At 41.6% G+C, this 24,094-nt stretch carries 21 protein-coding genes; 3 read left to right on the top strand and 18 right to left on the bottom strand.

The features are described 5' to 3' along the window. The first annotated feature begins 165 nt into the window (after window positions 1-165). Window positions 166-1,950: an SH3 domain-containing protein gene (locus tag N8M93_RS03090; RefSeq protein WP_261129630.1), complete on the top strand. Its 1,785-nt coding sequence runs from the start codon at window positions 166-168 to the stop codon at window positions 1,948-1,950. A gap of 196 nt (window positions 1,951-2,146) precedes the next feature. On the opposite strand, the gene N8M93_RS03095 is transcribed toward N8M93_RS03090, so the two are convergent. The 10 genes from N8M93_RS03095 to N8M93_RS03140 form a co-directional block, all read right to left on the bottom strand. Then, window positions 2,147-3,079: a D-2-hydroxyacid dehydrogenase gene (locus tag N8M93_RS03095; protein ID WP_261129631.1), complete on the bottom strand. Its 933-nt coding sequence runs from the start codon at window positions 3,077-3,079 to the stop codon at window positions 2,147-2,149. Window positions 3,080-3,827: 748 nt separating this feature from the next. Further along, entirely contained in the window at window positions 3,828-4,280 is a 453-nt protein-coding gene (gene dtd, locus N8M93_RS03100; RefSeq protein ID WP_261129632.1) for a D-aminoacyl-tRNA deacylase, read from the bottom strand. Between the two features lie 12 nt (window positions 4,281-4,292). Next, the gene (locus N8M93_RS03105) at window positions 4,293-6,464 is read right to left on the bottom strand and encodes a bifunctional (p)ppGpp synthetase/guanosine-3',5'-bis(diphosphate) 3'-pyrophosphohydrolase (protein ID WP_314728247.1); all 2,172 of its coding nucleotides are present in this window, start codon (window positions 6,462-6,464) and stop codon (window positions 4,293-4,295) included. Between the two features lie 349 nt (window positions 6,465-6,813). Further along, entirely contained in the window at window positions 6,814-7,326 is a 513-nt protein-coding gene (locus N8M93_RS03110) for an adenine phosphoribosyltransferase (protein WP_261129634.1), read from the bottom strand. Window positions 7,327-7,330: 4 nt separating this feature from the next. Continuing rightward, the gene (gene recJ / locus N8M93_RS03115; RefSeq protein ID WP_261129635.1) at window positions 7,331-9,691 is read right to left on the bottom strand and encodes a single-stranded-DNA-specific exonuclease RecJ; all 2,361 of its coding nucleotides are present in this window, start codon (window positions 9,689-9,691) and stop codon (window positions 7,331-7,333) included. 65 nt (window positions 9,692-9,756) lie between these two features. After that, window positions 9,757-10,101 (bottom strand): lipopolysaccharide assembly LapA domain-containing protein, encoded by a 345-nt coding sequence (locus N8M93_RS03120; protein WP_261129636.1) that lies wholly within the window; start codon window positions 10,099-10,101, stop codon window positions 9,757-9,759. A gap of 2 nt (window positions 10,102-10,103) precedes the next feature. Then, window positions 10,104-11,015: a cation diffusion facilitator family transporter gene (locus tag N8M93_RS03125; protein ID WP_261129637.1), complete on the bottom strand. Its 912-nt coding sequence runs from the start codon at window positions 11,013-11,015 to the stop codon at window positions 10,104-10,106. Window positions 11,016-11,460: 445 nt separating this feature from the next. Beyond that, on the bottom strand, window positions 11,461-13,713 hold the full coding sequence (gene secDF, locus N8M93_RS03130; protein WP_261129638.1) for a protein translocase subunit SecDF: 2,253 nt from the start codon (window positions 13,711-13,713) through the stop codon (window positions 11,461-11,463). A 97-nt stretch (window positions 13,714-13,810) separates the two neighbouring features. After that, window positions 13,811-14,107, bottom strand: coding sequence for a post-transcriptional regulator (locus tag N8M93_RS03135; protein WP_261129640.1), 297 nt, complete (start codon window positions 14,105-14,107; stop codon window positions 13,811-13,813). Window positions 14,108-14,155: 48 nt separating this feature from the next. Further along, window positions 14,156-14,641, bottom strand: coding sequence for a small multi-drug export protein (locus N8M93_RS03140; protein WP_261129641.1), 486 nt, complete (start codon window positions 14,639-14,641; stop codon window positions 14,156-14,158). A gap of 135 nt (window positions 14,642-14,776) precedes the next feature. On the opposite strand from N8M93_RS03140, the gene spoVB reads away from it, so the two are divergent. Next, window positions 14,777-16,324 carry a stage V sporulation protein B gene (spoVB, locus tag N8M93_RS03145; RefSeq protein WP_261129642.1) on the top strand — a complete coding sequence of 516 codons (1,548 nt, stop codon included), beginning with the start codon at window positions 14,777-14,779 and terminating at the stop codon, window positions 16,322-16,324. 379 nt (window positions 16,325-16,703) lie between these two features. Here the strand turns inward: spoVB and N8M93_RS03150 are convergent, their stop codons facing one another. Both N8M93_RS03150 and N8M93_RS03155 read right to left on the bottom strand, forming a co-directional pair. Then, a complete protein-coding gene (locus N8M93_RS03150; protein ID WP_261129643.1) occupies window positions 16,704-17,369 on the bottom strand; it encodes a DUF421 domain-containing protein in 666 nt (221 codons plus the stop codon). 73 nt (window positions 17,370-17,442) lie between these two features. Next, window positions 17,443-18,732: an ArsB/NhaD family transporter gene (locus N8M93_RS03155; RefSeq protein ID WP_261129645.1), complete on the bottom strand. Its 1,290-nt coding sequence runs from the start codon at window positions 18,730-18,732 to the stop codon at window positions 17,443-17,445. 134 nt (window positions 18,733-18,866) lie between these two features. Between N8M93_RS03155 and N8M93_RS03160 the strand changes: the two genes are divergently transcribed. Continuing rightward, a complete protein-coding gene (locus N8M93_RS03160; RefSeq protein ID WP_261129646.1) occupies window positions 18,867-19,244 on the top strand; it encodes a TIGR04086 family membrane protein in 378 nt (125 codons plus the stop codon). Window positions 19,245-19,725: 481 nt separating this feature from the next. On the opposite strand, the gene yajC is transcribed toward N8M93_RS03160, so the two are convergent. From yajC to ruvA, 6 genes are read right to left on the bottom strand one after another with little or no spacing between them, the layout of a single operon-like run. Next, window positions 19,726-19,998, bottom strand: a complete 273-nt coding sequence (gene yajC / locus N8M93_RS03165) for a preprotein translocase subunit YajC (protein WP_261129647.1) — start codon at window positions 19,996-19,998, stop codon at window positions 19,726-19,728. A 33-nt stretch (window positions 19,999-20,031) separates the two neighbouring features. Next, entirely contained in the window at window positions 20,032-21,171 is a 1,140-nt protein-coding gene (gene tgt / locus N8M93_RS03170) for a tRNA guanosine(34) transglycosylase Tgt (protein ID WP_261129648.1), read from the bottom strand. Next, complete coding sequence (gene queA, locus N8M93_RS03175) at window positions 21,168-22,220, bottom strand: tRNA preQ1(34) S-adenosylmethionine ribosyltransferase-isomerase QueA (protein WP_261129649.1); 1,053 nt, start codon at window positions 22,218-22,220, stop codon at window positions 21,168-21,170. Before queA ends, tgt begins: the two co-directional genes overlap by 4 nt. Before the next feature lie 57 nt (window positions 22,221-22,277). After that, the gene (locus tag N8M93_RS03180) at window positions 22,278-22,469 is read right to left on the bottom strand and encodes a DUF2905 domain-containing protein (protein ID WP_221566209.1); all 192 of its coding nucleotides are present in this window, start codon (window positions 22,467-22,469) and stop codon (window positions 22,278-22,280) included. Beyond that, window positions 22,466-23,470, bottom strand: a complete 1,005-nt coding sequence (gene ruvB / locus N8M93_RS03185) for a Holliday junction branch migration DNA helicase RuvB (protein ID WP_221566211.1) — start codon at window positions 23,468-23,470, stop codon at window positions 22,466-22,468. Before ruvB ends, N8M93_RS03180 begins: the two co-directional genes overlap by 4 nt. 16 nt (window positions 23,471-23,486) lie before the next feature. Then, on the bottom strand, window positions 23,487-24,080 hold the full coding sequence (gene ruvA / locus N8M93_RS03190) for a Holliday junction branch migration protein RuvA (RefSeq protein WP_261129650.1): 594 nt from the start codon (window positions 24,078-24,080) through the stop codon (window positions 23,487-23,489). Window positions 24,081-24,094 lie beyond the last annotated feature (14 nt).

Below are 24,094 nucleotides of genomic sequence, written 5' to 3' on the forward strand. Positions count from 1 at the left end.
TTCACAACCACCTGAACTTTTCATATTAGTACCTATCATTACCTTTTAGTCGTATTTTTTTACATGTTAGAAAGGTTTTTTCACGAAATTGAAGAACCCAATAAATAAAGCTTTGGACTTTTCGTACCGATATTAGAGATACAAACCAGTTTTGGAGGTGTATAGGTGAGAAAGTATTGGTATATCTTCTTCGTCAGCATGTTGGTCACTGGGACCCTATTACCCGACTTAGGAAATTCCGTGTCTGCAGCAAATCATGGAAATGCGAGGATTACTGTGGATACACTGAATGTTCGGTCTGGCCCAGGACTCGGCAACCCGATTGTGGCACAAGTACATAAGAATAAGGAATACCCAATTCTATCTGAAAGCGGAGATTGGATACAAATCCAGACAGGAAGTATAAAAGGCTGGATTGCCGGTTGGTTTGCGAAAAAAACCAATAAATTCTCAACTGATCAAAGTGATAACATCAATTCATCATCAGGTAAATGGGTCTCTTCAAATGTGGATGGGTTGAATGTACGGTCTGGTCCTGATACTTCATTTACAGTACTAGGTCAAATTTATCCCCACGAAAAGTTCCAAACCATTGAAACCAAAGGCTCATGGACAAAAATCAATTATAAGAGCAACAACGGTTGGTTGGCTTCGTGGCTGATCCAATCAACCAGTCATCCAACACGTACAGAAACCCCGTCGACCACCGACCAATCGGTTGTTAATGTAGCAAGTCTTAACGTACGTAATGGACCTGGAACGACATCCAACGTAATTGGTTCAGTCAGCAAAGGCGATGTTGTTGAAATATTGGATATTCAAAATGGCTGGTATAAGATCAAATTCAACAAAGGCAATGGATGGGTTGCTGGCAAATATGTAACCAAGTCGACAGAGGCAGATACTACTTCAGGCACTCCATCTACCCCACCTTCAACCTCTTCTGCTAAAGCAAAAGTCAGTGCTTCGATATTGAACCTTAGAGATAAAGGTTCTCTGAATGGAAAAATCATCGGTCAGTTGAAGAAGAATGCAGAAGTTGCTGTTTTAAAGGAACAGAACGACTGGTCCTACATCGAGTATGGAAAAATGAAGGGCTGGGCAGCATCCTGGTATTTAGAGAAAAATAAAAAGACTACTACTCCAAATAAGAATGAAGATTTATCAAAAGAACCTTCGATTACATTGCTTTATAACGGAACTAATCTTAGAAGCGGTCCTTCAACAAACCATACAGTCGTTGCTAGAGGAAACAAAGGGGATCAATTTCCGGTGCTATCAAAGCAAGGTGATTGGTATAAAATAAAGCTTTCCAATCAACAAGAAGCTTATGTCGCTGGATGGATCGCATCTTTAAGCGGGGCTTCTCTCCCTGAAGTTGCACATCCGACTGTCGGTGACCATTTGAAAGGAAAAACCATCGTGGTCGATGCGGGGCATGGCGGTCATGACAGCGGTGCAATAGGGATCACCTATGGAACACTTGAAAAAGACTTGAATTTAAGTGTTGCCAAAACGGTATCATCAAAATTACAGGCTGCAGGAGCAAAAGTAGTCATGACAAGAGATGACAATCAATATATCAGTCTACCTTACAGGGTATACTTAGCTCATTCGAATCAAGCAGATGCCTTCATCAGCCTGCATTTCAATTCATCAATTTTTCCGAGTGCAAAAGGAATTCATTCTTTTTATTATTCCAAATTGAAAGATGCTGCGCTTGCGAGTTTCTTACAGGATGAACTCGTAAGACAAACTGGATTATCAAATCGCGGTGTCGCATACGGAAATTTCCAAGTATTACGGACCAACCATCAGCCTGCCGCACTGTTGGAACTCGGCTTTCTCTCAAACTCACAGGAAGAGCATTATCTTCGTACAGCATCGTATAAGGATAAGGCAGGACATGCCATCTATCGCGGGCTTGCAAAGTATTTTTCAACAAAGTGATGTCTTGAATTTATATGAGACTCGTTAATTGACTATCAGTTTCTATTTATAGATACAAAATCTGAATAGTCGGCCTAATTCAATTGGCAAAATCTTTAAGGCAATCTAGTCTAGTGCCTATAGTTTTAACATGGAAGTCGTTCTTGGGCTGTAAAACCTGGCGTTTTGCCAGGTTTTACGGAACCGTCGTTATACTTTAATACCCCTTCAAAAAATCCACCCTATTAGGTAAAACTTCATTATTTTCAACTCTCTTCAACGTATCCAAAAAGCATGCTATTGCTTCATCCAGCTCTGTCACAGCTGAAATATGAGGAGTAATGACGATATCGTCTCTTTCCCATAGTTCGGAAGACGTTGGCAGCGGTTCTTTTTCAAGAACATCTAAAACAGCGTACCGGACCCTTCGTGAATTCAGGGCTTCATTGAGTGCTTGCTCGTCTACCGTGTCCCCTCTGCCGACATTGATAAAGGCTGCGCCGTTTAAATTACTGAAAAATGTACGGTCAAAGAGCTTAGTCGTTTCTATTGTCAGAGGTAATGTGCTGATAATCCAATCTGCCTGTGCAACCAACATGTCAGCAGAGCTGGTTTCCCCCACCTTCTGAAAATATTGCTTTTGCTTGCCGCTCTGCGAGATGCCATAAACGGTGGCTCCAAAGTTTGAGAATACTTTGGCAGCCTCCTGTCCGATCTCCCCTGTACCAAAGATAACGATCGTCTGATCCTTCATCATTCGTGGAGTTTTTGGAGTCCACTTCTTCTCCGTTTGTTTTCCTTCAAAGTAGTGATGATATTGAAGATCCCTTAACACATAGCTTAAACAATACTCGCTTATTCTTTGTCCGAACGAACAAACAGTTCGGGTCAGAAGGATATCATGTTCCTCCCATCCATCAATTTCCAAATAGTTGTTTACACCGGCATTAAAAGAATGCACCCATTTGATTTCCGTGATGTTGAAACCTGGACATGGCTTAAAACCTACATAAGCATCTGCCCATGCTAAATCCTCTTCTGTTATTTCATCAATCCGTTTAAAGAGAAAGCTCAGAGGTGTTTTAGCTGGTAACTGTTCTTGGAATTGCTCTTCATAGTTTCCTGCTACGAGTATATTATGTATGTCCATTAGACTCCCCCATAATTTTTTATAAAGTAGTATCGAGTCAGCATCTAATACGTTAAAACGTTTAACAAATACAAAAAAGACTGTCCTGAAGTAAAGTTTCACAAACCTCCAATTCCATTTTGGATCAAAACCACGATTTTCTCAAAATGTTATTCAAATCGGAGAGACTCAAATACTTTTAGGACAGCCCCTTCTGTTTTTCGTCTATACGTTTTTCACCAAGTTTATTTTCGCAAACTTTGTTGCTCTTGCACTTAAAGAAAGTATAAAATACTTTCTTCAGTATAAGTTTGCAACTAAGGCTCGACCTACAAAAGGCTTGGTCTCGCCAAGTTTTCTTTAAAAAGCCGTTGAATTCCGCTCCAGCATGCTCGCTTTCCGCGGGGCGTACGGTGAGCCCACTCGTCGCCTTGCGGCCTCAAGAGTCTCCTTTTCAAGGAAGCATTTCTGCTCCTGCGTCTACAAGAAAGTCCTGTCGAAGCGAGCTTCCTCGTCGCATGCCTTGCAAGGAAATTATTCAGGTAGCAGGCACGCTGATCCCGCAGGACAAGGAAAGCTCCGGCAGCGTTACATCGCACGAAGAAAATGCGATTTTCATTTTTGAGGAGTCTCGCATCTTGCTCTCTTGCTCTCCAATCAACTTGCAAAAGGTGTTTTTTAAAAAATGACTCAAAAGCAACAATCTTTTGGAAAAGAGCCTTCACCTATAAGATTCTTTTCGGCTTATGGGTGATAGGCTCTTCAACTTTTACTTTTTCATTTCATCTGTATCCAGGATCAAGGTGACTGGTCCATCATTATAAATTCGAACGTCCATCATTGCACCAAATTCTCCTGTTTCAACTTGAATCCCTTTTTCACGTACTTTTGAATTGAATTTTTCATATAAATCTTCAGCAATATCCGGTTTAGCGGCATTCATGAAATTCGGTCGTCTCCCTTTCCTGCAATCTCCATACAATGTAAATTGCGATACGGAAAGAATCGTACCCTCAATATCTAAAAGGGATCTGTTCATCTTACCTTCTCCATCTTCAAAGATCCTGAGATTCGGTATTTTTTCAGCTAGGAATTCTACATCCTCTATCGTATCTTCATGGGTTACTCCAACTAGCACGACAAGACCTTGACCGATTTTTCCAACTGTTCGGTCTTTCACAAGGACCTCACCACTGGAAACCCTTTGTACGACAACCTTCATTACACTTCCCTCCTACTGCATGACTCTGCGAACAGCATAAACGTCTGGAATACGTTTGATCCGCTCGACAACCTTCTGAAGATGACTGACATTATGAATTGAGATCGTCATATTGATGGTTGCCATCTTATTCTTATCAGAGCGACCGGAAACAGCACTGATATTTGTCTTCGTTTCAGCAACTGCTTGAAGGACTTCGTTCAATAAACCTCTTCTATCGAAGCCATTGATCTCGATATCCACACTATAATTTTTCGACTGGTTCGTGCTACCTTCCCATTCTACAGGTAAAAATCGACTCTCGTCTTCTTCCATCCGGATGTTCGGACAATCCTTGCGATGGATCGAAACACCACGGCCTTTTGTGATATAACCAACAATGTCATCACCGGGGACGGGGTTGCAGCACTTGGAAAGCCTGATCAACAGATTGTCGATTCCTTTTACCTGGACACCAATTTCTGTTTTCTTCCTGGGTTGAGGGCTCTTCGTTTCATTGATTGATTGAAGAAGACTTTCCGCCTCTTGATCTTTCTTCTTCCGGACTTTGTCTGCAAGACGAGTTGCAATCTGTGAAGCAGTGATTCCGCTATATCCGACTGCTGCATACATATCTTCAATATTAGAAAAATTGTATTTCTGTGCAACCCTGTTCAGATTTTCCTGGGTAAGGACATCTCTCAATTCGTAGCCATCGTTTTTGATTTCTTTTTCGACCAATTCTTTTCCTTTAGCTACGTTTTCATCTCTTTTTTCCTTTTTGAACCATTGGCGGATTTTATTTTTCGCATGGGAACTTTGTGTCAACTTCAGCCAGTCCTGACTTGGTCCATAGGAATGTTTCGAAGTCAATACCTCGACGATATCACCGGTTTTCAGCCTATAATCAAGCGGAACCATCTTGCCATTGATTTTTGCGCCGATACATTTATTTCCGATTTCAGTATGGATCCTATAGGCGAAATCCAGCGGGACCGAACCAGATGGAAGTTCGATGACATCTCCTTTAGGCGTGAAAACGAATACCATATCAGAAAATAGATCGACTTTCAAAGATTCCATGAATTCTTCTGCATCTGTCGCATCATTCTGCCACTCAAGTATTTCACGAAACCATGTCAATTTTTCTTCAAACGTATTGGTTCGATTATTCATTCCTTCTTTATAGGCCCAGTGCGCAGCAATCCCGTATTCTGCAACTCGGTGCATTTCCTCGGTCCGGATCTGTACTTCCAAAGGATCACCTTTAGGACCGATGACCGTCGTATGCAAGGATTGGTACATATTCGCTTTAGGCATTGCAACATAGTCTTTGAATCTTCCAGGCATCGGTTTCCAGCACGTATGGATGATGCCAAGGACGGCATAACAATCACGGATGCTATCGACAATGACACGTACAGCAAGTAAGTCATAGATCTCGTTGAACTGCTTATTCTGTTTCGTCATTTTACGATAGATGCTGTAAATATGTTTCGGTCTTCCCCATATATCTGCTTCAATATTCACTTCACTCAATTTGGATTGAATATCATCAATGACTTCTTGTACATACTGCTCACGTTCGTTCCGCTTCTGTTTCATCAAGTTCACGATTCGATAGTATTGCTGTGGATTCAAATAACGTAAAGCAACATCTTCAAGCTCCCATTTGATTGTAGAAATACCAAGCCGGTGAGCCAGCGGAGCGAATATTTCAAGCGTTTCATTCGCCTTTTGAATTTGTTTTTCTTTGGGCATATGTTTAAGTGTACGCATATTATGAAGACGATCAGCTAGTTTGATGAGGATACAACGGATATCCTGAGCCATCGCTACAAACATCTTGCGGTGATTTTCAGCTTGTTGTTCTTCTTTTGATTTAAATTTGATTTTCTTCAGCTTAGTGACTCCATCGACCAACATGGCGACTTCTTCAGTAAAAGCTTCAGTCAGTTCATCCAATGTGACGTCTGTATCTTCGACGACATCATGAAGAAACCCTGCTGCAATCGTAGGGGCATCCATTTCCAGATTGACGAGGATGTCTGCTACTTCAACAGGATGATCAATATAAGGGTCACCCGATTTGCGAAATTGTCCTTCATGTGCATCTCTTGCAAATTCGTACGCCCTTTGTAGAAAATCTATATCTTCTTTCGGCAAATAGGTTGCCGCTTTATTCAATACATCTTGTATGGCCATGCAATCACCTATCATATGTTGATTGGTATATAAATTCTATTATCGTTAAAATTTAACTTCCTGTAAAGCGAAAAGAGAAATTTGTCGAATCATTTCTTATGTCAATTTCTTCTATCACTACATCTACTTTTACCACACGTTGTCCTTCTTGAGTCGCGTGAATCGACCTAAACACGGATTCGCACTCTCCCGAAACTAAAATGAGAAGATTTTCGCAGTAAAATCGTACAAAGTTGCACGTTTTTGCAAGTTGTTCGATTAAGCGCCATAATTACACGATTTTTAGTTTATTCAGAAAGAAATGTACAAAAAACGAGCCCGATAACGAGCCCGTTCTATATTCTTCATCCTAATATTGCATCAGTGTAAAAATGTCATACCCGTCCAATTTATCTCGACCGTTCAGGTATGTCAATTCGATCATGAATGCGATTCCAACCACTTTTCCTCCTAGCTTTTCAACCAATTGGATCGTTGCATCGATCGTTCCGCCAGTTGCAAGGAGATCATCCGTGATCAGAACACGTTGGCCAGGTTTGATCGCATCCTTATGAATGGTCAACACATCTTTTCCATATTCTTTCCCGTAGTCTACTTTTACCACTTCACGGGGGAGTTTTCCTTCTTTTCGAATCGGTACGAAACCGACTTCCATTGCATAAGCAACGGGACATCCGACAATGAATCCACGTGCCTCAGGTCCTACAACAACATCGATCTGCTTTTCTTTTGCATATGTAACGATATCGTCCATCGCTTTTTTGTAGATTTCACCTTCCTGCATCAGGGTCGTGATATCTTTAAAACGGATACCCTGCTGCGGGAAATCTTCAACAACTTCAATATATTGTTTGTAATCCATCTTTCTAGTAAGCCTCCTCAAATCGAACAACATCTTTTTCGTTCTCAAAAAACCATCGCTTTAAATCACGATAGGAGGAGTAACATAAGTCATTCTCCAGGCTTTCCTGCTCTTGTTTTCTCCTATACGTCACCGATTCTGTAAGCGGTCGTTTCATTGGTTGGTCTGATACTGTAATAACACCATTGTCTATTGTAACAAAATCGAGTTCAAAAAACACCTCTGACATAAAATAGACAGACTCTACAGTCCAGCCTTTATGGGCTGCCAATTCCTTTGCACGCTTTTTATAGTCGAACCTTCCTTGTTTCTTCAAAAAGGCATAATACCACTTGAAAGATTCTCGTGTCGGAATAGGGTTGAAATAATGGTCTTCCTCATTATGAAAAACCGTATAGACGCGTTCTGCTGAAGAACCAAGGGACATCAATTGATCCAATTGTTGCTTATGTGAAGGCAGATCGAGAATGATCAGATATTTCCCATTCAGTTCAACGTTATCAAGAGTCATACCCTCGGTAATTCGGACAATTTGATCCTTCCATTCATCTAAACGCAATGATTCTATTGTCTTATCTTTAAAAGAAAGCAGCTGGATTTTGGTTCGGTCAAGCATTTTCAATCGACTCGTAAGATTCTTTATACCACGATAATCGAATAGCTGCTTTTCTTTTACTGCAATATCCTGAAGCATCAATTGCGGTTTTCGGAAGCCATTCCATTCATTGATTGAAAGTTCACCTACAACTGAAATCGAAGCATTCGGCGTGATTTCTTCAAAAACCTCTCCGAAATGAAAGCCAATCGCATCCAAATTTGTATGATTTCCCTTGAGTGCTAGCTTCAAGTGCTTAGAATCACTGCCTATTCTACGAATTTCTTTTAATTGGCACTGCTCGATAAGGAACTTCGGTTTTGGATTTTCCACACCAAAAGGCTCTAATGCTTCCAGTTCTTCGATAACATCAAGGGAGATTTCATCCACTGAACATTGAAGGTCGACTGATGTTATTGGTGAAAAGTCTTCTTCTTTAAGCTTTTCTTTTGCCTGTCGATCCAAGCGTTCCCTTAACTCATCAAGGTATTCAAGCTGAAGTGTCATCCCTGCTGCCATTGGATGTCCACCAAAGTGTGGTAGAATATCACGGCATTCTGATAGGTTTTCAAACATATCAAAGCCCACAATACTTCGTGCCGATCCTTTTGCAACCCCTTTTTCTGGATCAATACTCAAAATAATGGTGGGGCGATAAAATTTCTCCACAATACGAGAAGCAACAATGCCGATTACACCAGGATTCCAACCTTCTTTCGCGATGACCAGAACCGAATTATCTTCAGGTGGGTATTGGGTTTCAACGATCTCAACCGCTTCTTTTGTAATGCCATTGACAAGATTTTGTCTTTCCTTATTCATTGCATCGATTTCCTTAGCGATCATTTCAGCTTGGTCAATATCTGAAATCGTGAACAGATCAACGGCAGGATCAGCAGTGTCCAAGCGGCCAGCTGCATTGACGCGTGGACCAACACCGAATCCAATGTGTTCGGATGTAAGTTGCTTCCCTTCTAATCCACAGACCTTCAACAAAGCTTGCAGCCCTGGCTTGGGGGTTGTTTCAAGTTTCTTGATCCCAAGTTTGACAAGCAGACGGTTTTCATCCACGAGGGGGACAAGGTCGGCTATTGTCCCGATACAAGCAATGTCAAGCAAATGTGTCGGTGTTTCACCTAGAAGTGCATGGGAGACTTTGATCGCAACACCCACTCCTGCTAGTCCTTTAAAAGGATATGGGCATCCAGGTTTTTTCGGGTTGATCGTCGCAAAGGCATCAGGAAGCTCCGGTTGAGGCTCATGATGATCCGTTATGATAAGATCAAGGCCTATTTCCTTTGCAACCTCAGCTTCGTGGATCGCTGATATTCCTGTATCTACTGTTACAATTAACGTATAACCTTGCTCTTTCGCCCATCTGAATGCAGCTTCGTTCGGACCATAGCCTTCTGTGAACCGATTGGGAATATAATAGTCGAAATCTGCACCAAGTTCACGTAATGTATAGATCATGACAGAGGTACTGCTGACTCCATCAGCGTCATAATCCCCAAATATCAAGATTTTTTCTTCTCCTGCGACCGCTTTTTTGATTCGATCGACAGCTGAATCCATTCCATCCAATAGGAATGGGTCATGGAAATCAACATTTTCAGTATGTAAAAAGTTCGTAACTTCTTCTATTTCTTTCTTACCTCTATTCACCAGCAAACCCGCTACAAGCGGTGATAGACCTAGGACGTTCACCAATTCATCCCTTTTTGATTGGTCTACTTCCATGACACTCCATCGTGTCCTCGAATTCAACATAAAACCACCTCTTAACTCACTCATTATACAAGAGTGTTTCAAGAGGTGGCAAATTGTAATTTATACTATGAAGTAGAGTGATCGGAAGCATTTGTTGAATTGGCAGTATTCTTGCTTGATAGAGGATCATTTTCAGCATTTCCGATCGAACTTTTATGATTATCCTTCAACTGGCGAGTCTCTTTAAGTAATGCTCTTAATTCTTTTTTCATAGAGAAGAACCTCGCTGCACCTGCAACACCAACTGCAAGTGCTCCAAACATTGTTGAGCCTAGTATAACAAGAACAAGTGGCCATTGTGCCGTTCCGAATAAATAATCCACTTCTACTGCCTCTACATTGATAACAGCGAAAACCGCGATGATGATTGCAAAGAGCAACCCGATGATGAAGCTCCATTCTCTTCTCAAGTTTACTCACCATCCTTCTCATTATTGTAAGGATTTATGTGAACGAATACGTCTCGCACCATGGATTGTTCTATTAACCGCCTCTTCACTTCTTTTCCAATGTCATGGCCATGTTGGACAGAAATCTTTGGATCTACTGCAATTTTAATATCAATGATGACATAATATCCATGTTCCCTGGCAAAGAACTCATCAAGGTTCATGACTCCTTCAACGCTTTCAACGATTTCTTTCATTTCCACTGTGTCTTCCTCATGGAGAACGTGATCCATCGTATTATGGATGGACTCTGCGCCGAGCTTCCATGCAATCCGTAAGACAAGAAGGGAGACTACCAAGCCTGCAATCGGATCTGCATACTCAAGCCAATCAATCCCTAGCTTTCCACCAAGGACAGCCGCACCTATACCAATCAACGCTGCTATTGAAGAATAGACATCGGACCGATGCTCATATGCATTTGTTATAACCGCATCACTTTTAATTCTTTTACCCAAACGATACTTATATTGAAACATCAGCTCTTTTGCAATGATGGAGAAAACGACAGCATAGACAGCCCAGATCTTGGGCGCTTCTATCGGATGAAAGAATGACTCTACAGATGAGTAACCGATCTCAAGTCCAACAATGAATAAAAGGACCGCCACGATAATCGCTGCAATTGATTCTGCCTTACCATGACCATAGGGATGATCACGGTCAGGAGGAAGCTTTGCAGCCCTTAAGCCTAACAGCACTGCAAATGAGCCAGCAACATCAGAAGCCGAATGTACAGCATCAGCAATCAAAGCACGGCTGTTCGAAATGAATCCGACCACGCCCTTAATAATAGCAAGTACGAGATTTCCAATGATGCCTACCCATGCTGCGAATTCCCCTTGTTTGAACCGTTCTTCGTTCTGGTTGTCCAACAAAACCACTCCAAACTAACAATCTCCATAATAACTTACGCTACAGTCTTTGTTTTTAATCATTAGACCATATTCGTTTTTATTGTTTATTTCTACAAAATCCACTCGAACGAAAAGTGGAAGCGACCCGGTTTTATACATAAGATGTCGACCACCGCAAGAAGTTTGAAGTGACTGGTCACTATGCTGGACCTCACTTCCTGCTATAACTTACCTTTGCACTCTATCCTCGCGAACCCGTTAACGGACACAGGAGACCTTATTTCGCAAATATCATAGGAAATCAGCGGTTTTGTCACAAATAACAGCTCTGGTGTCCATTAATATAAATCATGGCTACTTGGTGCCGCCTGGCTCGCTTTTCCCAAGGAAGTGTCGAAAGCTTCGCTTCAGAACTTAAAAAGAAAGAAAAGGTTGACCGGCAATAGGTCAACCTTTTATCCAATTAATCTGCTGATTGAGCAGGTTTTACACGTTTTTTTTGAAGTTGTTTTCCTTTCAAAACCAGCCATATCTGTGCTGCGATGAAAAGAGAAGAATACGTACCTGCGACTAATCCGATCAGCAATGCAAATGAGAAATTCGTAATTGCAGGGCTTCCAAAAATCATCAATGCTAAAGCTGCAAAGACCGTACTTAGTACTGTATTGATCGAACGCCCGAAGGTTTGAACAAGACTGACATTTACAATCCTTGACAGATCATCGAATGTTTTCACCTTGCCATACTTCATGTTTTCCCTGATCCTATCGAACGTGACGATCGTATCGTTGATCGAGTACCCGACAATCGTCAGTACAGCTGCTATGAATGGCAGATCCACCTCAAGCCGCAACAAACTGAAGAGTGCTACGATAAAGAACGCATCATGTAATAAAGCGATAATGGAGGACAGGGCCATCAACCACTCGAATCGGATCGTTACATAGATGATGATTCCAATTGATGCGATCGCAATGGCATATAAGGCATTCTTTGCAAGTTCCCGTCCCACTGTAGGATCGACAGTACTTACATTCGGCTCACTTCCGTATTTTTCATCATAGAAAGATTTCAACTCAGCAATATCACTTTGGCCCAGAACGCCTACATAACGGGCAACAGCAATATTTTGGTTTTCACCAGAAATGATCACTTCTTCTGCTTCCTTACCCAGGGATTCAAGTTCATCTTCAACCGTTCCCTGGTCAAGTTTTTCATCAGCTGTGATTTCCACACGACTCCCACTCTCAAAATCGATACCCAAGTTCAATTGGAATATTACTAACGACAAGAGTCCGAGACCAATCAGAACACCAGATAATGTGAAAAACTTCTTGCGATGCTTTACAAAGTCGATGTTTTTGAACTTATTTTTGGAGATATCAAGACGATCTGTATCATCCAACCCACTGATTTGATCTTTTTTGACACCGAATAACCCGAACTTCTTGTTCAGGATTCGGCTGTTCACCCATAAGCCGAGTAATAACCTTGATCCATACACAGCTGTCAAAAAGCTTGTCAAAATACTTATGATCAATACAAGGGCGAATCCTTTTATCGCACTAGTACCGAATATGAACAAGACCGTTGCAGCAAGTATAGTCGTAATGTTCGCATCAAGAATCGTTGATAAAGAGCGTTTATTTCCGGCTTTAAAGGCAGACATGACCGACTTCCCTGCACGAAGCTCTTCCTTTATCCGTTCATAAGTGATGATGTTAGCATCGACAGCCATACCAACCCCTAGAATAAGGGCAGCAATTCCTGGGAGTGTCAACACACCTTCCATCCACTCGAAAATGAGCAAGATTAAATAAATGTACGTAGTTAAAGTGACAACTGCGATGGTTCCAGGAACACGATAATACAAGATCATGAACAAGAAGATGAAAGCGATCCCGATTAATCCAGCGGTCACCGTTTTATCAAGGGAATCTTGACCAAACTTCGCACCGACTGAAGTCGAATAGACTTCTTTCAATTTTACCGGTAGGGATCCAGCGTTCAAAAGATCCACCAAATTCTGTGCTTCTTCAACAGAGTCTATTCCTGTAATGGTTGCTTGTTTTGAATTGATGACTTCCGTTACCTGTGGAGCTGAGATATATTTCGGTTCACCAGAAGCGTTTCCTTCTTTTTTCACTTCTTCCTTGAAGGAATCCTTCCCTTCTTCAAAATCAAGCCAAATAGCAAGACGATTGTCGGGCGGTCCCTTCTGCATGATTTCTCTGGTAACTTGTCCGAATTTATCCCCGTCTTTCAGTCCCAGAGCTACGATAGGTTGATTCGATTGTTGAGCAAACTCTACCTTTGCTCCACCTTCTTTAAGATCAGAGCCATTCAACATGACTTTATCATCAACATCACGGAATGTCAGTTCCGCTTGTGTAGATAATAGTTCACGTGCTTTATTTTGATCATCGACCCCAGCTAGCTGTACCCTGATTCGCTCGCCTTCAATCTGGATGTTAGGCTCAGAGACACCGAGTACGTTTACCCTTTCATTAAGAGCACTAACTGTATTATTCAGTAATTCCTTATCTACCTTTTGACCTTCATTTGTAGGTTCAACATCATACAGAACCTCGAATCCACCTTGCAGATCAAGACCGAGTTTAATTTCCTGGACGATGTCTTTGGTCGTCCCCCCGATTGTTCCAGCTATCAAGATGACAAGCAGGAAAAAGGCGACGATCCGTCCTCTTTTTACCATATGTATATTCCTCCCCTTACGCCGACAATTCTGGATGTCCGTCCTTATGTTATGTAATGACAATACATCCTATTATATCCATCGGATGAATTGTGTGTCAATTTTCCTTCAGTGTGTCTAATTCGTACCAGTTATCATCAGTAACCGCTTGTACGGTCAACCAATTCATGAAATCATTCGTCGATAGGGTCAGTATTTTATTAACGACTTGGTGGATCATCCAATCTTCATCTTTCGTCTTTTTTGCACGAGAGAGAATGCATTTCCAGATTTCTTCTTCTGTCACACTTTCATACCCCATGAAGTGCATTTCTTCCTTTTTACTGACCAAAGCAGGCAGTACCTTAGGAAACCAGTCTTCAAGCACCATCGTTTCACTAGTTGCTTCACACATGAATCGTCTTCCTCCTTCTTAAAAATGATTCGTTCAACAATCTACATTTTAGAAAATCGAGTACATTGCAATTCCGACTCCTAACCCTGCAATTAAAACGCCAGTTACGATAGCAAGGAAAGCATAATGAAAACGGATGTTGAATAAAGCCGCTGCTACACAGGCGCTGTATGCACCAGTTGTAGGAAGTGGTACGGCTGTGAACAAGATCAAGCCGATTGCACCGAACCGCTCAACGTTTTTACTGTTCTTTAATGTACGTTCATATAACCAGTCATAAAAACGCTTATACCAGCGATATCGCATCAGAAATGTACTTAATGGACGAAAAAGGATCAACAATGGAACGATCGGTAGTAAATTGCCAAGAATCGCAAGTCCTACTGCCGGCCAAAAATCAAATCCAAAACCATATCCAAGTGGGATGCCTCCACGTAATTCTAATATCGGCATTGCAGAAACAATTACTACGATTACTTCATTCGGCAGAAAACTGAGATTTTCTACCAAAAACTGCTTGATATCTTCTTTCAATGTCTACACCTCAAAAATTTTATACTTGTCATGCTTGGCCCACTTTTCTGCATATACATGAAAAAGAAAGCACGTATCCTTCACAAAGAACCGTTATGTACAAAGTATGCAGTAAAAGAAGGCAGGGACGAATTCATGTCAAAACAAACGTTCATACAAGGCACAATGATTTTGATTGTTGCTGGATTGATCACAAAAGTGTTAGGGTTCATCAATCGAATCGTCATTGCCCGGATCATGGGTCCTGAAGGTGTAGGATTATATATGATGGCTGTCCCGACCTTATTGCTTACGATTGCATTGACGCGTCTCGGTCTGCCGGTAGCGATCTCCAAATTGGTAGCAGAGGCTGACGCCCAAAACAATCCGAGAAAAATCAAACAAATCCTTGTCGTTTCGTTAACAATAACAGGAATTCTAAGTATTATTTTTACAATTGCACTGATTGCACTTGCACCTATTTTATCACGAACATTATTAACTGACCACAGAACTTATTACCCGCTCATTGCGATTGCACCAGTCGTTCCGATTGTCGCACTGTCTTCAGTTATACGTGGTTACTTCCAGGGAAGGCAGAACATGAAGCCCTCTGCCTATTCCCAGGTAATCGAACAAGTTGTACGCATTATACTTGTGGCAGTGCTGACAAGTGCACTTCTTCCTTACGGTGTTGAATATGCGGCTGCAGGAGCGATGATTTCAGTTGTAATCGGTGAACTTGCATCTCTCCTCTATATGTTTTCGGCGTTCAAACTCCAAAAACGTATCAGAATTCGAAGAGGATTTTTCAATTATGTGACAAAAGGAAAAGAAACGTTCAATCAATTGATGCGAATATCATTACCGACCACAGCCAGTCAATTGGTCGGATCGGTTTCATATTTTTTCGAACCGATTGTCGTCACACAAAGCCTACTTCTCGCGGGAATTGCAATACCACTCGCAACTCAACAATACGGTGCTCTCGCAGGTTACGTCATCCCTTTCCTGACATTACCGATGTTCATCACCTACTCATTATCGGTCTCACTTGTACCAGCCATCAGCGAAGCAGCTGCACAAAAAAAGCATCATGTCGTGGAATACAGGCTGAATCAAGCTCTGAGGATTTCAATGCTTTCCGGAGGGGTCTCGGTTGTCATCACTTATGTCCTGGCAGCACCTTTAATGGATTTGATGTATAACACACCGGAAGTTGCGGTTTATGTAAAATTGATGGCGCCATTTTTCTTCTTCTTGTATTTCCAGGGTCCTCTTCAAGCTGTGCTGCAGGCTCTTGACCTTGCTAAAGCCGCAATGATCAACAGTATCATCGGGGCTATCGTCAAAATCATCGCGATCTTTTTGCTCGCTTCAAGACCGGATCTCGGGATCATGGGTGTAGCCCTTGCAATTGTCATCAATGTCGTACTTGTCACCATGCTGCATTTTGCCACGATTGTAAAGGCCATCAGTTACACGATCGTCGTCAAAGACTATTTAAAAGGCATCCTGGCAATCGCAATGACAGCAGTAGCAGTTACAGGTTTCCATCATATAGTGGATCTGCAACTCCTCCCTCGGACATTGTTTTCTATCGGGTTTACGCTGCTATTGTATCTGCTACTGGTCATTGGTCTAAAATTAATTAAAAAAGAAGACGTCCAGTACATCCCATTCTTGAAAAAGATCGTACGGTGAAATCTTACGAATACATTCGGAAAGCGCCTAGCCATATGTACTGGATAGACTTTAGTGAACTGAATTAAGCAAACTTATAATGAAGCTTCGCCCTTTGATAAAAGCAGAGGATAGATGAGGCATTTTATTGAGAGGGTGAACAAAATCGACTTGGAACAGAACAACTTTTCCTCTGTCTTGAACAATTTTAGCCCCTGCTTGAACAATTTCGGTCCTAGCTTGAACAATTATGGCCCTATCTGAACAATTCATTACTTTAGTACTATGACCTTAGTATCCAGATTTGAAAAAGCCTTAGTTGCCCTGATATTGAAGAAACTTTCTTTAATTGAAACAAAACCAATAAAAAATCAACCCGCACATTTTAGTGGGTTGATTTTTAATCGTCTTCTGTCAGATCGATGAAAAAGATTCCATCTGACTCTAAAGAACAAAAAGAAATCTTTTTCAAATCCCTAAAGCCCAGCTTTTTCAACTCCTGCCGTAACCAAAGCTCCGTTTTACCTAACCGTTTCAGATGCTCTTCTTGGATTTTTCCGTCTAAAACCAATGGCAAAGGAAAAAGATTACTCCCAGGATCATCCTCATTTTCTTCTTCTTCTTTTTTAATTACAGAAAGTCTCCCTGTCGGTTCAAGAATCGCAAACTCGACATCCGAGATTTTATTTATCCCATTTTCACGTAATTGAATCAATAAATCGTCGAAGTTATAGCGTTGCTTTTTCATTTGCGTTTCATCTATTTGACCTCGGTCAATGATCACCGAGGGCTTACCGTCAATAATATGTCTCATTTTTTCACTTTTTAAAGAGACATAGGCAAAAAACACTTGCAACATCAGTAGAACACCGATACCGAGCAACGATTGCATCATCGGTTTTTCAGGACTTTCAATCGATATGACTGCCATTTCTGCAATCATGATTGACACAACAAAGTCTACAATCGATAGTTGACCGATTTCCCGCTTCCCCATTAATCGGAACACGATGATGATGATAAAGTATATGAAAAGGGTCCGAAACAGTATAATCCCGATTTCCATGGAAGTCTTCTCCTTTCCTTACATAGTCTCACCGACTAAGGAGAAGATATGAAAAGATCTGGATGGTAAAATTTTAGTAGTACGCTAATAAATAACGTAAAACCAGATAAATGGTTGAAATGATCAGTGAAACTATGACAACAGGGAATCCGATCAATAAGAATTGTATAAAACTGAAGGTTTGTTTTGATTTTGACGCTAATCCTGCCACGATGACATTTGCTGAAGCACCAATCAAGGTTGCATTCCCTCCTAAACACGAACCTAAAGCAAGAGCCCACCAGAGCGGATCGAGGTTTTGAATACCGTATTCCTCGAATTCCATGATGACTGGAATCATGGCAGCTACAAACGGGATATTATCTACGAACCCAGACAATAACCCTGATCCCCATAAAATGATGACCGCAGTCTTAGGTATATCTCCTTCTGTCCAAGACAATATCCCTCTAGCCATTTCATCAATGATTCCCACTTCAATCAACCCACCGACCAAAATGAACAAACCAATGAAGAAAAACAGCGTCACCCATTCGATTGAACGGAAAACTTCTTCAATCTCCTGTTCTTTCGTGGTTAACAATAATAACAACAAAGCACCACTCATTGCGACTGTAGTCAAATCCAAATGAAGGATTGGATGAAGAAGGAAACCACAAATCGTCATGAGAAGAATCGTTACAGATTTATAAAGCATCGGTCCTTTTTTCAAGTATTCTTTTGGATCAAGCTGCATCAATTGCAATCTTTTTTCACTTGAAATGAATAAACTGCGACGGTAAAAGAAAGATAAACCCCCAATGACCACAAAATAGATGAGTAACACAACTGGTCCGAGGTTCAGGATGAAATCATTGAAACTAAGATGATCGACAGCCTGGCCGATCATGATGTTCGGAGGATCACCAATCAACGTTGCAGTCCCTCCGATATTCGCAAAAATAATCGAACATATTAAGAATGGTGTGCTAGTTACCTTTAACATATTCGTCAGGGTTATGATGATCGGGACCAACAACAGTACTGTAGTGACGTTATCCAAAAAAGCTGATCCAACCGCTGTAATCGTGGACATGACGATCAATAAAGGTATCGGTTTTCCTTTGACCTGTTGAGCCAAAAGGATCGCTATGTATTCAAATACCCCATTTTGACTCGTAATCGAAACGAGTACCATCATTGAAAATAACAAAGCAATCGTATTCCAATCGACATGCTCGAAGAAAGCTTGCTCTACCTCCAGTAGGCCTATCATGATCATGATGACTCCACCGCAGCATGCCACAAGTGCACGATTGATTTTTTCAGTCATGATTCCGATGTAACTGGCTAAAAAAATGATAAACGCTAAGGTTACGTTCACATTTCCCATCCTCTACTTGTCCGTAATAGTACATCGTATGTCAGAGAATAGGTAAACATGTTCGACTTCTAATTTATCTTTGTCCTGAATAAGTTGTACTAAAGAATATACATGCCTATAAGGGGTGAGGGAATATGTCTAGACGTATGATGTCCGCAATGGGGTTCGGACTAGTTGTCGTATTGGCGATCATCATGACCACCAGCTTCTTACTATCACTTATCCTCCGATTCTCAAATCTGACTGAACAATCTTTAACCTGGGTCATCCTTGGTTTGTCAGTCATAGCGCTGTTCATTGGAGGGATCGTATCAGGAAGAAAAGGAAAGGAAAAAGGATGGTTGCTAGGAGCAGGAACGGGATTGCTATTCACATTGGTGGTCTTTCTTGTCCAATACCTTGGTTATCAGGTGAAATTTGATCCGCACCAGTATATCTATCACCTTGGTTATTTACTTGCCTCAGCTTTAGGGGGGATGATGGGGGTCAACTTCTCCTCACATAAACACTAGGAATGACAACGAATTAAAGGTTAATTAAGAGGCTCTGTGGAGAAAGTGAGCCAGAGGAGACCTAGAAGCCATGATTAAAAATTAACGGACATCAGAGCCGTTATTTGTGGTAAAACCGCTGTTTCTGAAACTTTAACGGACACCACAACCGTTATTTGTGAAAAAAGCAGTGATTTCCTATGATATTTTACAAAATAAGGTCCCTGGTGTCCGTTAAGGTTGAGAAATTCCATTATTTTGGTCAAATAAGGTCTCCTGTGTCCGTTAAAGATCAGGAAGTGATGCCCAGCTCAGCGACCAGCCAATTTGATTCTCTTCAAACTTCCAGAGGCGGCTACATCTCCTCGTCAATTTTCAGTGACCTAAACAAGTGACTAGGAAGGTCGCTTACACTTATTCACAGCCAACGAAAAAGAGACTGATCCACCGTGTAATCTGCATTCAGATGCACGGACTGTTTCAGCCTCTTTTTTTGCGGTTATTATTGATTGTTATCGATCACTTCACGAATTGCAGAGCGATCGTATGTAAGTTTCGATCCATCTCCTGCACGAAGGACGACTGAGTTGTTCTCCTCATCAATCGCTTCGATCGTTGCGTGAAAACCGCCAATCGTAATGACGCGATTTCCTTTTTCTAGATTAGACTGCATTTGAGCCGTCTTCTTCTGACGCTTCTGTTGAGGTCTGATCAAGATGAAGTAGAAAATCACGAACATAAGGATAATTGGTATTAATCCACCTAAACCTTCCATTTGTTGTTCACCCCTTTCAAATCATAATGTATGTTAAAAGTTTTTTGCATTCGGTTTATTGAAACCATACTGTTCAAAAAACTCTCCCCGGAAATCAAGCAATCGATCCTCTCGTATCGCCTGTCTGACCCGCTCCATCAATTTTAACAGAAAATAAAGATTATGATAAGTCGTTAACCGGAAGCCGAACGTTTCACTGCTTTTAACGAGGTGTCGGATATATGCTCTTGAGTAATTGCGGCATGTATAACAATCACAATTTTCATCAAGTGGTCGGAAATCCTTGCTGAACTTCGCATTTCGGACGACTAATCTACCTTCGCTCGTCATACACGTCCCATTGCGGGCAATCCTTGTAGGAAGAACACAATCGAACATGTCGATGCCCCGGATCGCCCCATCGATAAGTGAGTCAGGTGATCCTACACCCATAAGATATCTTGGTTTATCATCAGGGAGCCAGGGTGTCGTAAATTCGAGAACACGGTTCATAACGTCCTTCGGTTCCCCTACGGACAAACCGCCAACTGCATAACCAGGGAAGTCGAGTGATACAAGATCCTGAGCACTTTGTTTTCGAAGTTCTTCATACTCTCCACCCTGTACGATTCCAAACAGGCCCTGATCTTCCGGCCTTTGATGAGCTTCCAAGCATCGTTCCGCCCACCGGCTTGTCCGTTCTACTGATTGCCTCATATAAGAATACTCTGCTGGATATGGCGGGCATTCATCAAACGCCATCATGATGTCAGATCCTAAAGCATTCTGAATCTCCATTGCACCTTCTGGCGTTAAGAACAATTTTTCGCCACTAAGATGGTTTCTGAAGTGGACACCTTCTTCGGTAATTTTCCGTAGATCACTTAAGCTGAAAACCTGGAATCCCCCTGAGTCCGTCAGAATTGCACCGTCCCAATTCATAAACGTATGGAGCCCTCCAGCTTCTTTTACGATATCATGGCCCGGTCGAAGCCATAGATGATACGTATTGCTGAGGATGATACCTGCCCCCATCTGTACAAGCTCCTCAGGACTCATCGTTTTGACAGTCGCTAGAGTCCCTACCGGCATGAAGACTGGTGTTTCAAATATGCCATGCGGCGTATGGACTTTTCCAAGACGTGCGCCTGACTGCTTACAGGTTTTGATATGTTCATATCGTATTGCACTCATTGATGACTGATACTCCCTTCTAAAATAAGCATCGAATCTCCGAAGCTGAAGAATCGATACTCTGCATTCACAGCCTCTTCATAAGACTTCATGATCAAATCTTTTCCTGCAAATGCACTTACTAACATGATCAATGTAGATTGTGGAAGGTGGAAGTTAGTTATCAGTCCATCAATCCCTTTAAATTCATAGCCGGGAAAAATGAAAATATCTGTCCAACCCGATTGCTCATCGAATTCTTTCGGGCTGTTTTGTGCAACAGTTTCAAGCGTACGTGCAGATGTCGTACCGACCGCAATGATCCGCCCTCCGTCTTTCCTCACTTGGTTCAATAAGTTCGCGGTACCCTTAGAAATCTGATAATATTCTCCATGCATCTCATGTTCTTCAACATTCTCCACCGATACAGGCCTGAATGTCCCCAGTCCCACATGTAAGGTAATATAAGCTACATGGACTCCCTTGTTTTGAAGCTTTTCAATCAATTCCTCTGTAAAATGAAGACCCGCTGTCGGAGCTGCAACTGAACCAATATGCTTTGAAAAGACGGTCTGATACCGTTCCTTATCGTTCAATTGTTCCCTTATATATGGAGGGAGAGGCATCTCTCCCAGTTGATCGAGAATTTCGAGGAATGTGACTCCCTCATAGGTAAAGCTCAATAATCGCTCTCCCTGATCTCCTTCTTCTATACAATTCGCTTTCAGCCTGCCTTCGCCGAAGGAAAGTGTTGTCCCCTTTTTTACACGCTTTGCTGGCTTGACAAGGGTCTTCCACGTATTGTCCGCTTCTTCTTTCAAAAGCAAGACTTCAATTTTCGCCCCGGTCTCAGATTTTATACCGTATAATCGTGCAGGTAACACACGAGTATCATTCAATACCAGGCAATCGCCCGGTTTTAAGTATTTTGGGATTTCACTGAATGCATTATGTTCAATACCACCTGATTCAGGATCGACCACGAGCATACGCGATTTTGTACGATCCTTCAGTGGTGTTTGCGCAATCAAATATTCTGGCAAATTAAAATCGAATTCATTTACTTTCATTATCCATTCACCTATTTATCTGCTTTTTTGTATGTTCATTGTTGTTAAGAGATGGCTCTATCTGAATCGTCCGATCAAATAAAAAATCAACGATAGGACGATACTCACGACAATAGATGTGACAATCGGAAAATAAAAGGTCGTATTACCTTTTTTGAAAACGATATCGCCTGGTAATTTTCCGATGAAACTGCCGATGATTCCAAATAGAATAAATACGATTCCGATTACAATGAAAATTTTGCTCATGGCCTTTTCGGTTCCTCCAAGTCAAAATGCTTGTAGGCAAGTCCCGTTGTCATACGCCCCCTTGGTGTCCTTTGGATGAATCCAATCTGTAGCAAGTAAGGTTCGTAGACGTCTTCGATCGTTTGAGGTTCTTCACCAATCGTTGCTGCGATGGTATTCAAACCTACAGGACCGCCTTTGTAATTTTCAATAATCCCTCTTAACAATTTATAGTCAATATTGTCCAATCCTAAACGGTCCACCTGAAGTCTTTCAAGTGCTTGCACCGCAATATCCTTTGTTATGATTCCATCTCCTTGTACCTGGGCAAAATCACGAACCCTTTTCAGTAATCTGTTTACGATACGAGGTGTCCCGCGAGCTCTCCGCCCTAATTCTTCAGCAGCATCCGGTTGAACTTTTATCTCAAAAAAATCACCTGTACGGATGACGATTTCCGTCAAATCATCTAATTCATAGTAATCAAGCCTGCTATGGACACCAAAACGGTCACGTAACGGAGCAGATAACAAACCTGCTCGGGTTGTCGCCCCTACTAATGTGAAAGGTGGTAGATCCAAACGTACAGATCTAGCTGTTTCCCCTTTTCCAATAACGATATCAAGGCAAAAGTCCTCCATCGCCGGATATAAGACCTCTTCTACTGATCGATGCAGCCGATGGATTTCATCGATGAAGAGGACATCCCCTGGTTCAAGTGCAGTTAAAATTGCTGCTAGATCACCAGGACGCTCGATTGCCGGACCACTTGTAGTCCGAATGTTTACACCCATTTCATTAGCGATGATACAGGAAAGAGTCGTCTTTCCTAAACCAGGAGGGCCATATAAGAGTACGTGATCAAGTGGTTCGCTTCGCATCTTCGCAGCTTCAATGAAGACTTGAAGATTTTCTTTTACCTTACGTTGTCCGATATATTGTTGGAGGTACTGTGGCCGCAGACTAAATTCAAGCGTTTCATCTTCCTGATTGAGTTCATTCGAAATTATCCGTTCTTCCATTCATACCCACCTCAGGTCAATTCAATAATAATTGTAAAGCTTTCTTTATGTATTGATCCGTTGACAATCCACCTTCACCTTCTAGCTGAGGTGCAACTTTCTTGATTTCTTTCTGACCATATCCAAGAGCTTCAAGTGCTTCAAATGCATCTTGAAGACCATCTTCCGGCATTTCAACTTTTGGTTTCTCTTCGATTTTCACTTCAGTCCAGTTCGTCAATTTCCCTTTGAGATCCAAAATCATCTGCCTGGCCGTCTTCTTTCCGACCCCAGGAAAACGGGTCAGAAACTTCTCATCTTCATTTTCAATAGCAGTAACGACCTGATCCGGCTTCCCAGAAGCAAGAATGGCCAGAGCTCCCTTAGGACCAATTCCAGAAACTTGGATCAATTTCATGAACAAATCACGTTCATCAAGGTTTTCAAATCCATACAACGCCAAAATATCTTCACGTACATGCTGATACGTGAAAATGGTCGTTGTGTTACCGATTTGTTTTTGATATATGAAAGGATTCGGGCAGTTAATTTTATATCCGATATTGCCGCATTCGAGTACGACATGATCTGTATGTATGTATTTCACTAATCCTGTAATATAATCAATCAATGTTTGTAACCTTC

Origin of the sequence: Bacillus sp. Marseille-Q3570 (genome assembly GCF_946151055.1) — a bacterium.
Classification (GTDB): Bacteria; Bacillota; Bacilli; order Bacillales; family Fictibacillaceae; genus Pseudalkalibacillus.

Coding starts and splice junctions, on each gene's coding strand:
- yajC (WP_261129647.1), bottom strand. CDS start 19,998: ATGGAAGGTTTAGGTGGATTAATACCAATTATCCTTATGTTCGTGATT.
- ruvB (WP_221566211.1), bottom strand. CDS start 23,470: ATGGAAGAACGGATAATTTCGAATGAACTCAATCAGGAAGATGAAACG.
- N8M93_RS03110 (WP_261129634.1), bottom strand. CDS start 7,326: ATGGATTACAAACAATATATTGAAGTTGTTGAAGATTTCCCGCAGCAG.
- N8M93_RS03180 (WP_221566209.1), bottom strand. CDS start 22,469: ATGAGCAAAATTTTCATTGTAATCGGAATCGTATTTATTCTATTTGGA.
- recJ (WP_261129635.1), bottom strand. CDS start 9,691: ATGTTGAATTCGAGGACACGATGGAGTGTCATGGAAGTAGACCAATCA.
- tgt (WP_261129648.1), bottom strand. CDS start 21,171: ATGAGTGCAATACGATATGAACATATCAAAACCTGTAAGCAGTCAGGC.
- N8M93_RS03095 (WP_261129631.1), bottom strand. CDS start 3,079: ATGGACATACATAATATACTCGTAGCAGGAAACTATGAAGAGCAATTC.
- queA (WP_261129649.1), bottom strand. CDS start 22,220: ATGAAAGTAAATGAATTCGATTTTAATTTGCCAGAATATTTGATTGCG.
- N8M93_RS03160 (WP_261129646.1), top strand. CDS start 18,867: ATGTCTAGACGTATGATGTCCGCAATGGGGTTCGGACTAGTTGTCGTA.
- dtd (WP_261129632.1), bottom strand. CDS start 4,280: ATGAAGGTTGTCGTACAAAGGGTTTCCAGTGGTGAGGTCCTTGTGAAA.
- spoVB (WP_261129642.1), top strand. CDS start 14,777: ATGTCAAAACAAACGTTCATACAAGGCACAATGATTTTGATTGTTGCT.
- N8M93_RS03135 (WP_261129640.1), bottom strand. CDS start 14,107: ATGTGTGAAGCAACTAGTGAAACGATGGTGCTTGAAGACTGGTTTCCT.
- N8M93_RS03105 (WP_314728247.1), bottom strand. CDS start 6,464: ATGGCCATACAAGATGTATTGAATAAAGCGGCAACCTATTTGCCGAAA.
- N8M93_RS03150 (WP_261129643.1), bottom strand. CDS start 17,369: ATGGAAATCGGGATTATACTGTTTCGGACCCTTTTCATATACTTTATC.
- secDF (WP_261129638.1), bottom strand. CDS start 13,713: ATGGTAAAAAGAGGACGGATCGTCGCCTTTTTCCTGCTTGTCATCTTG.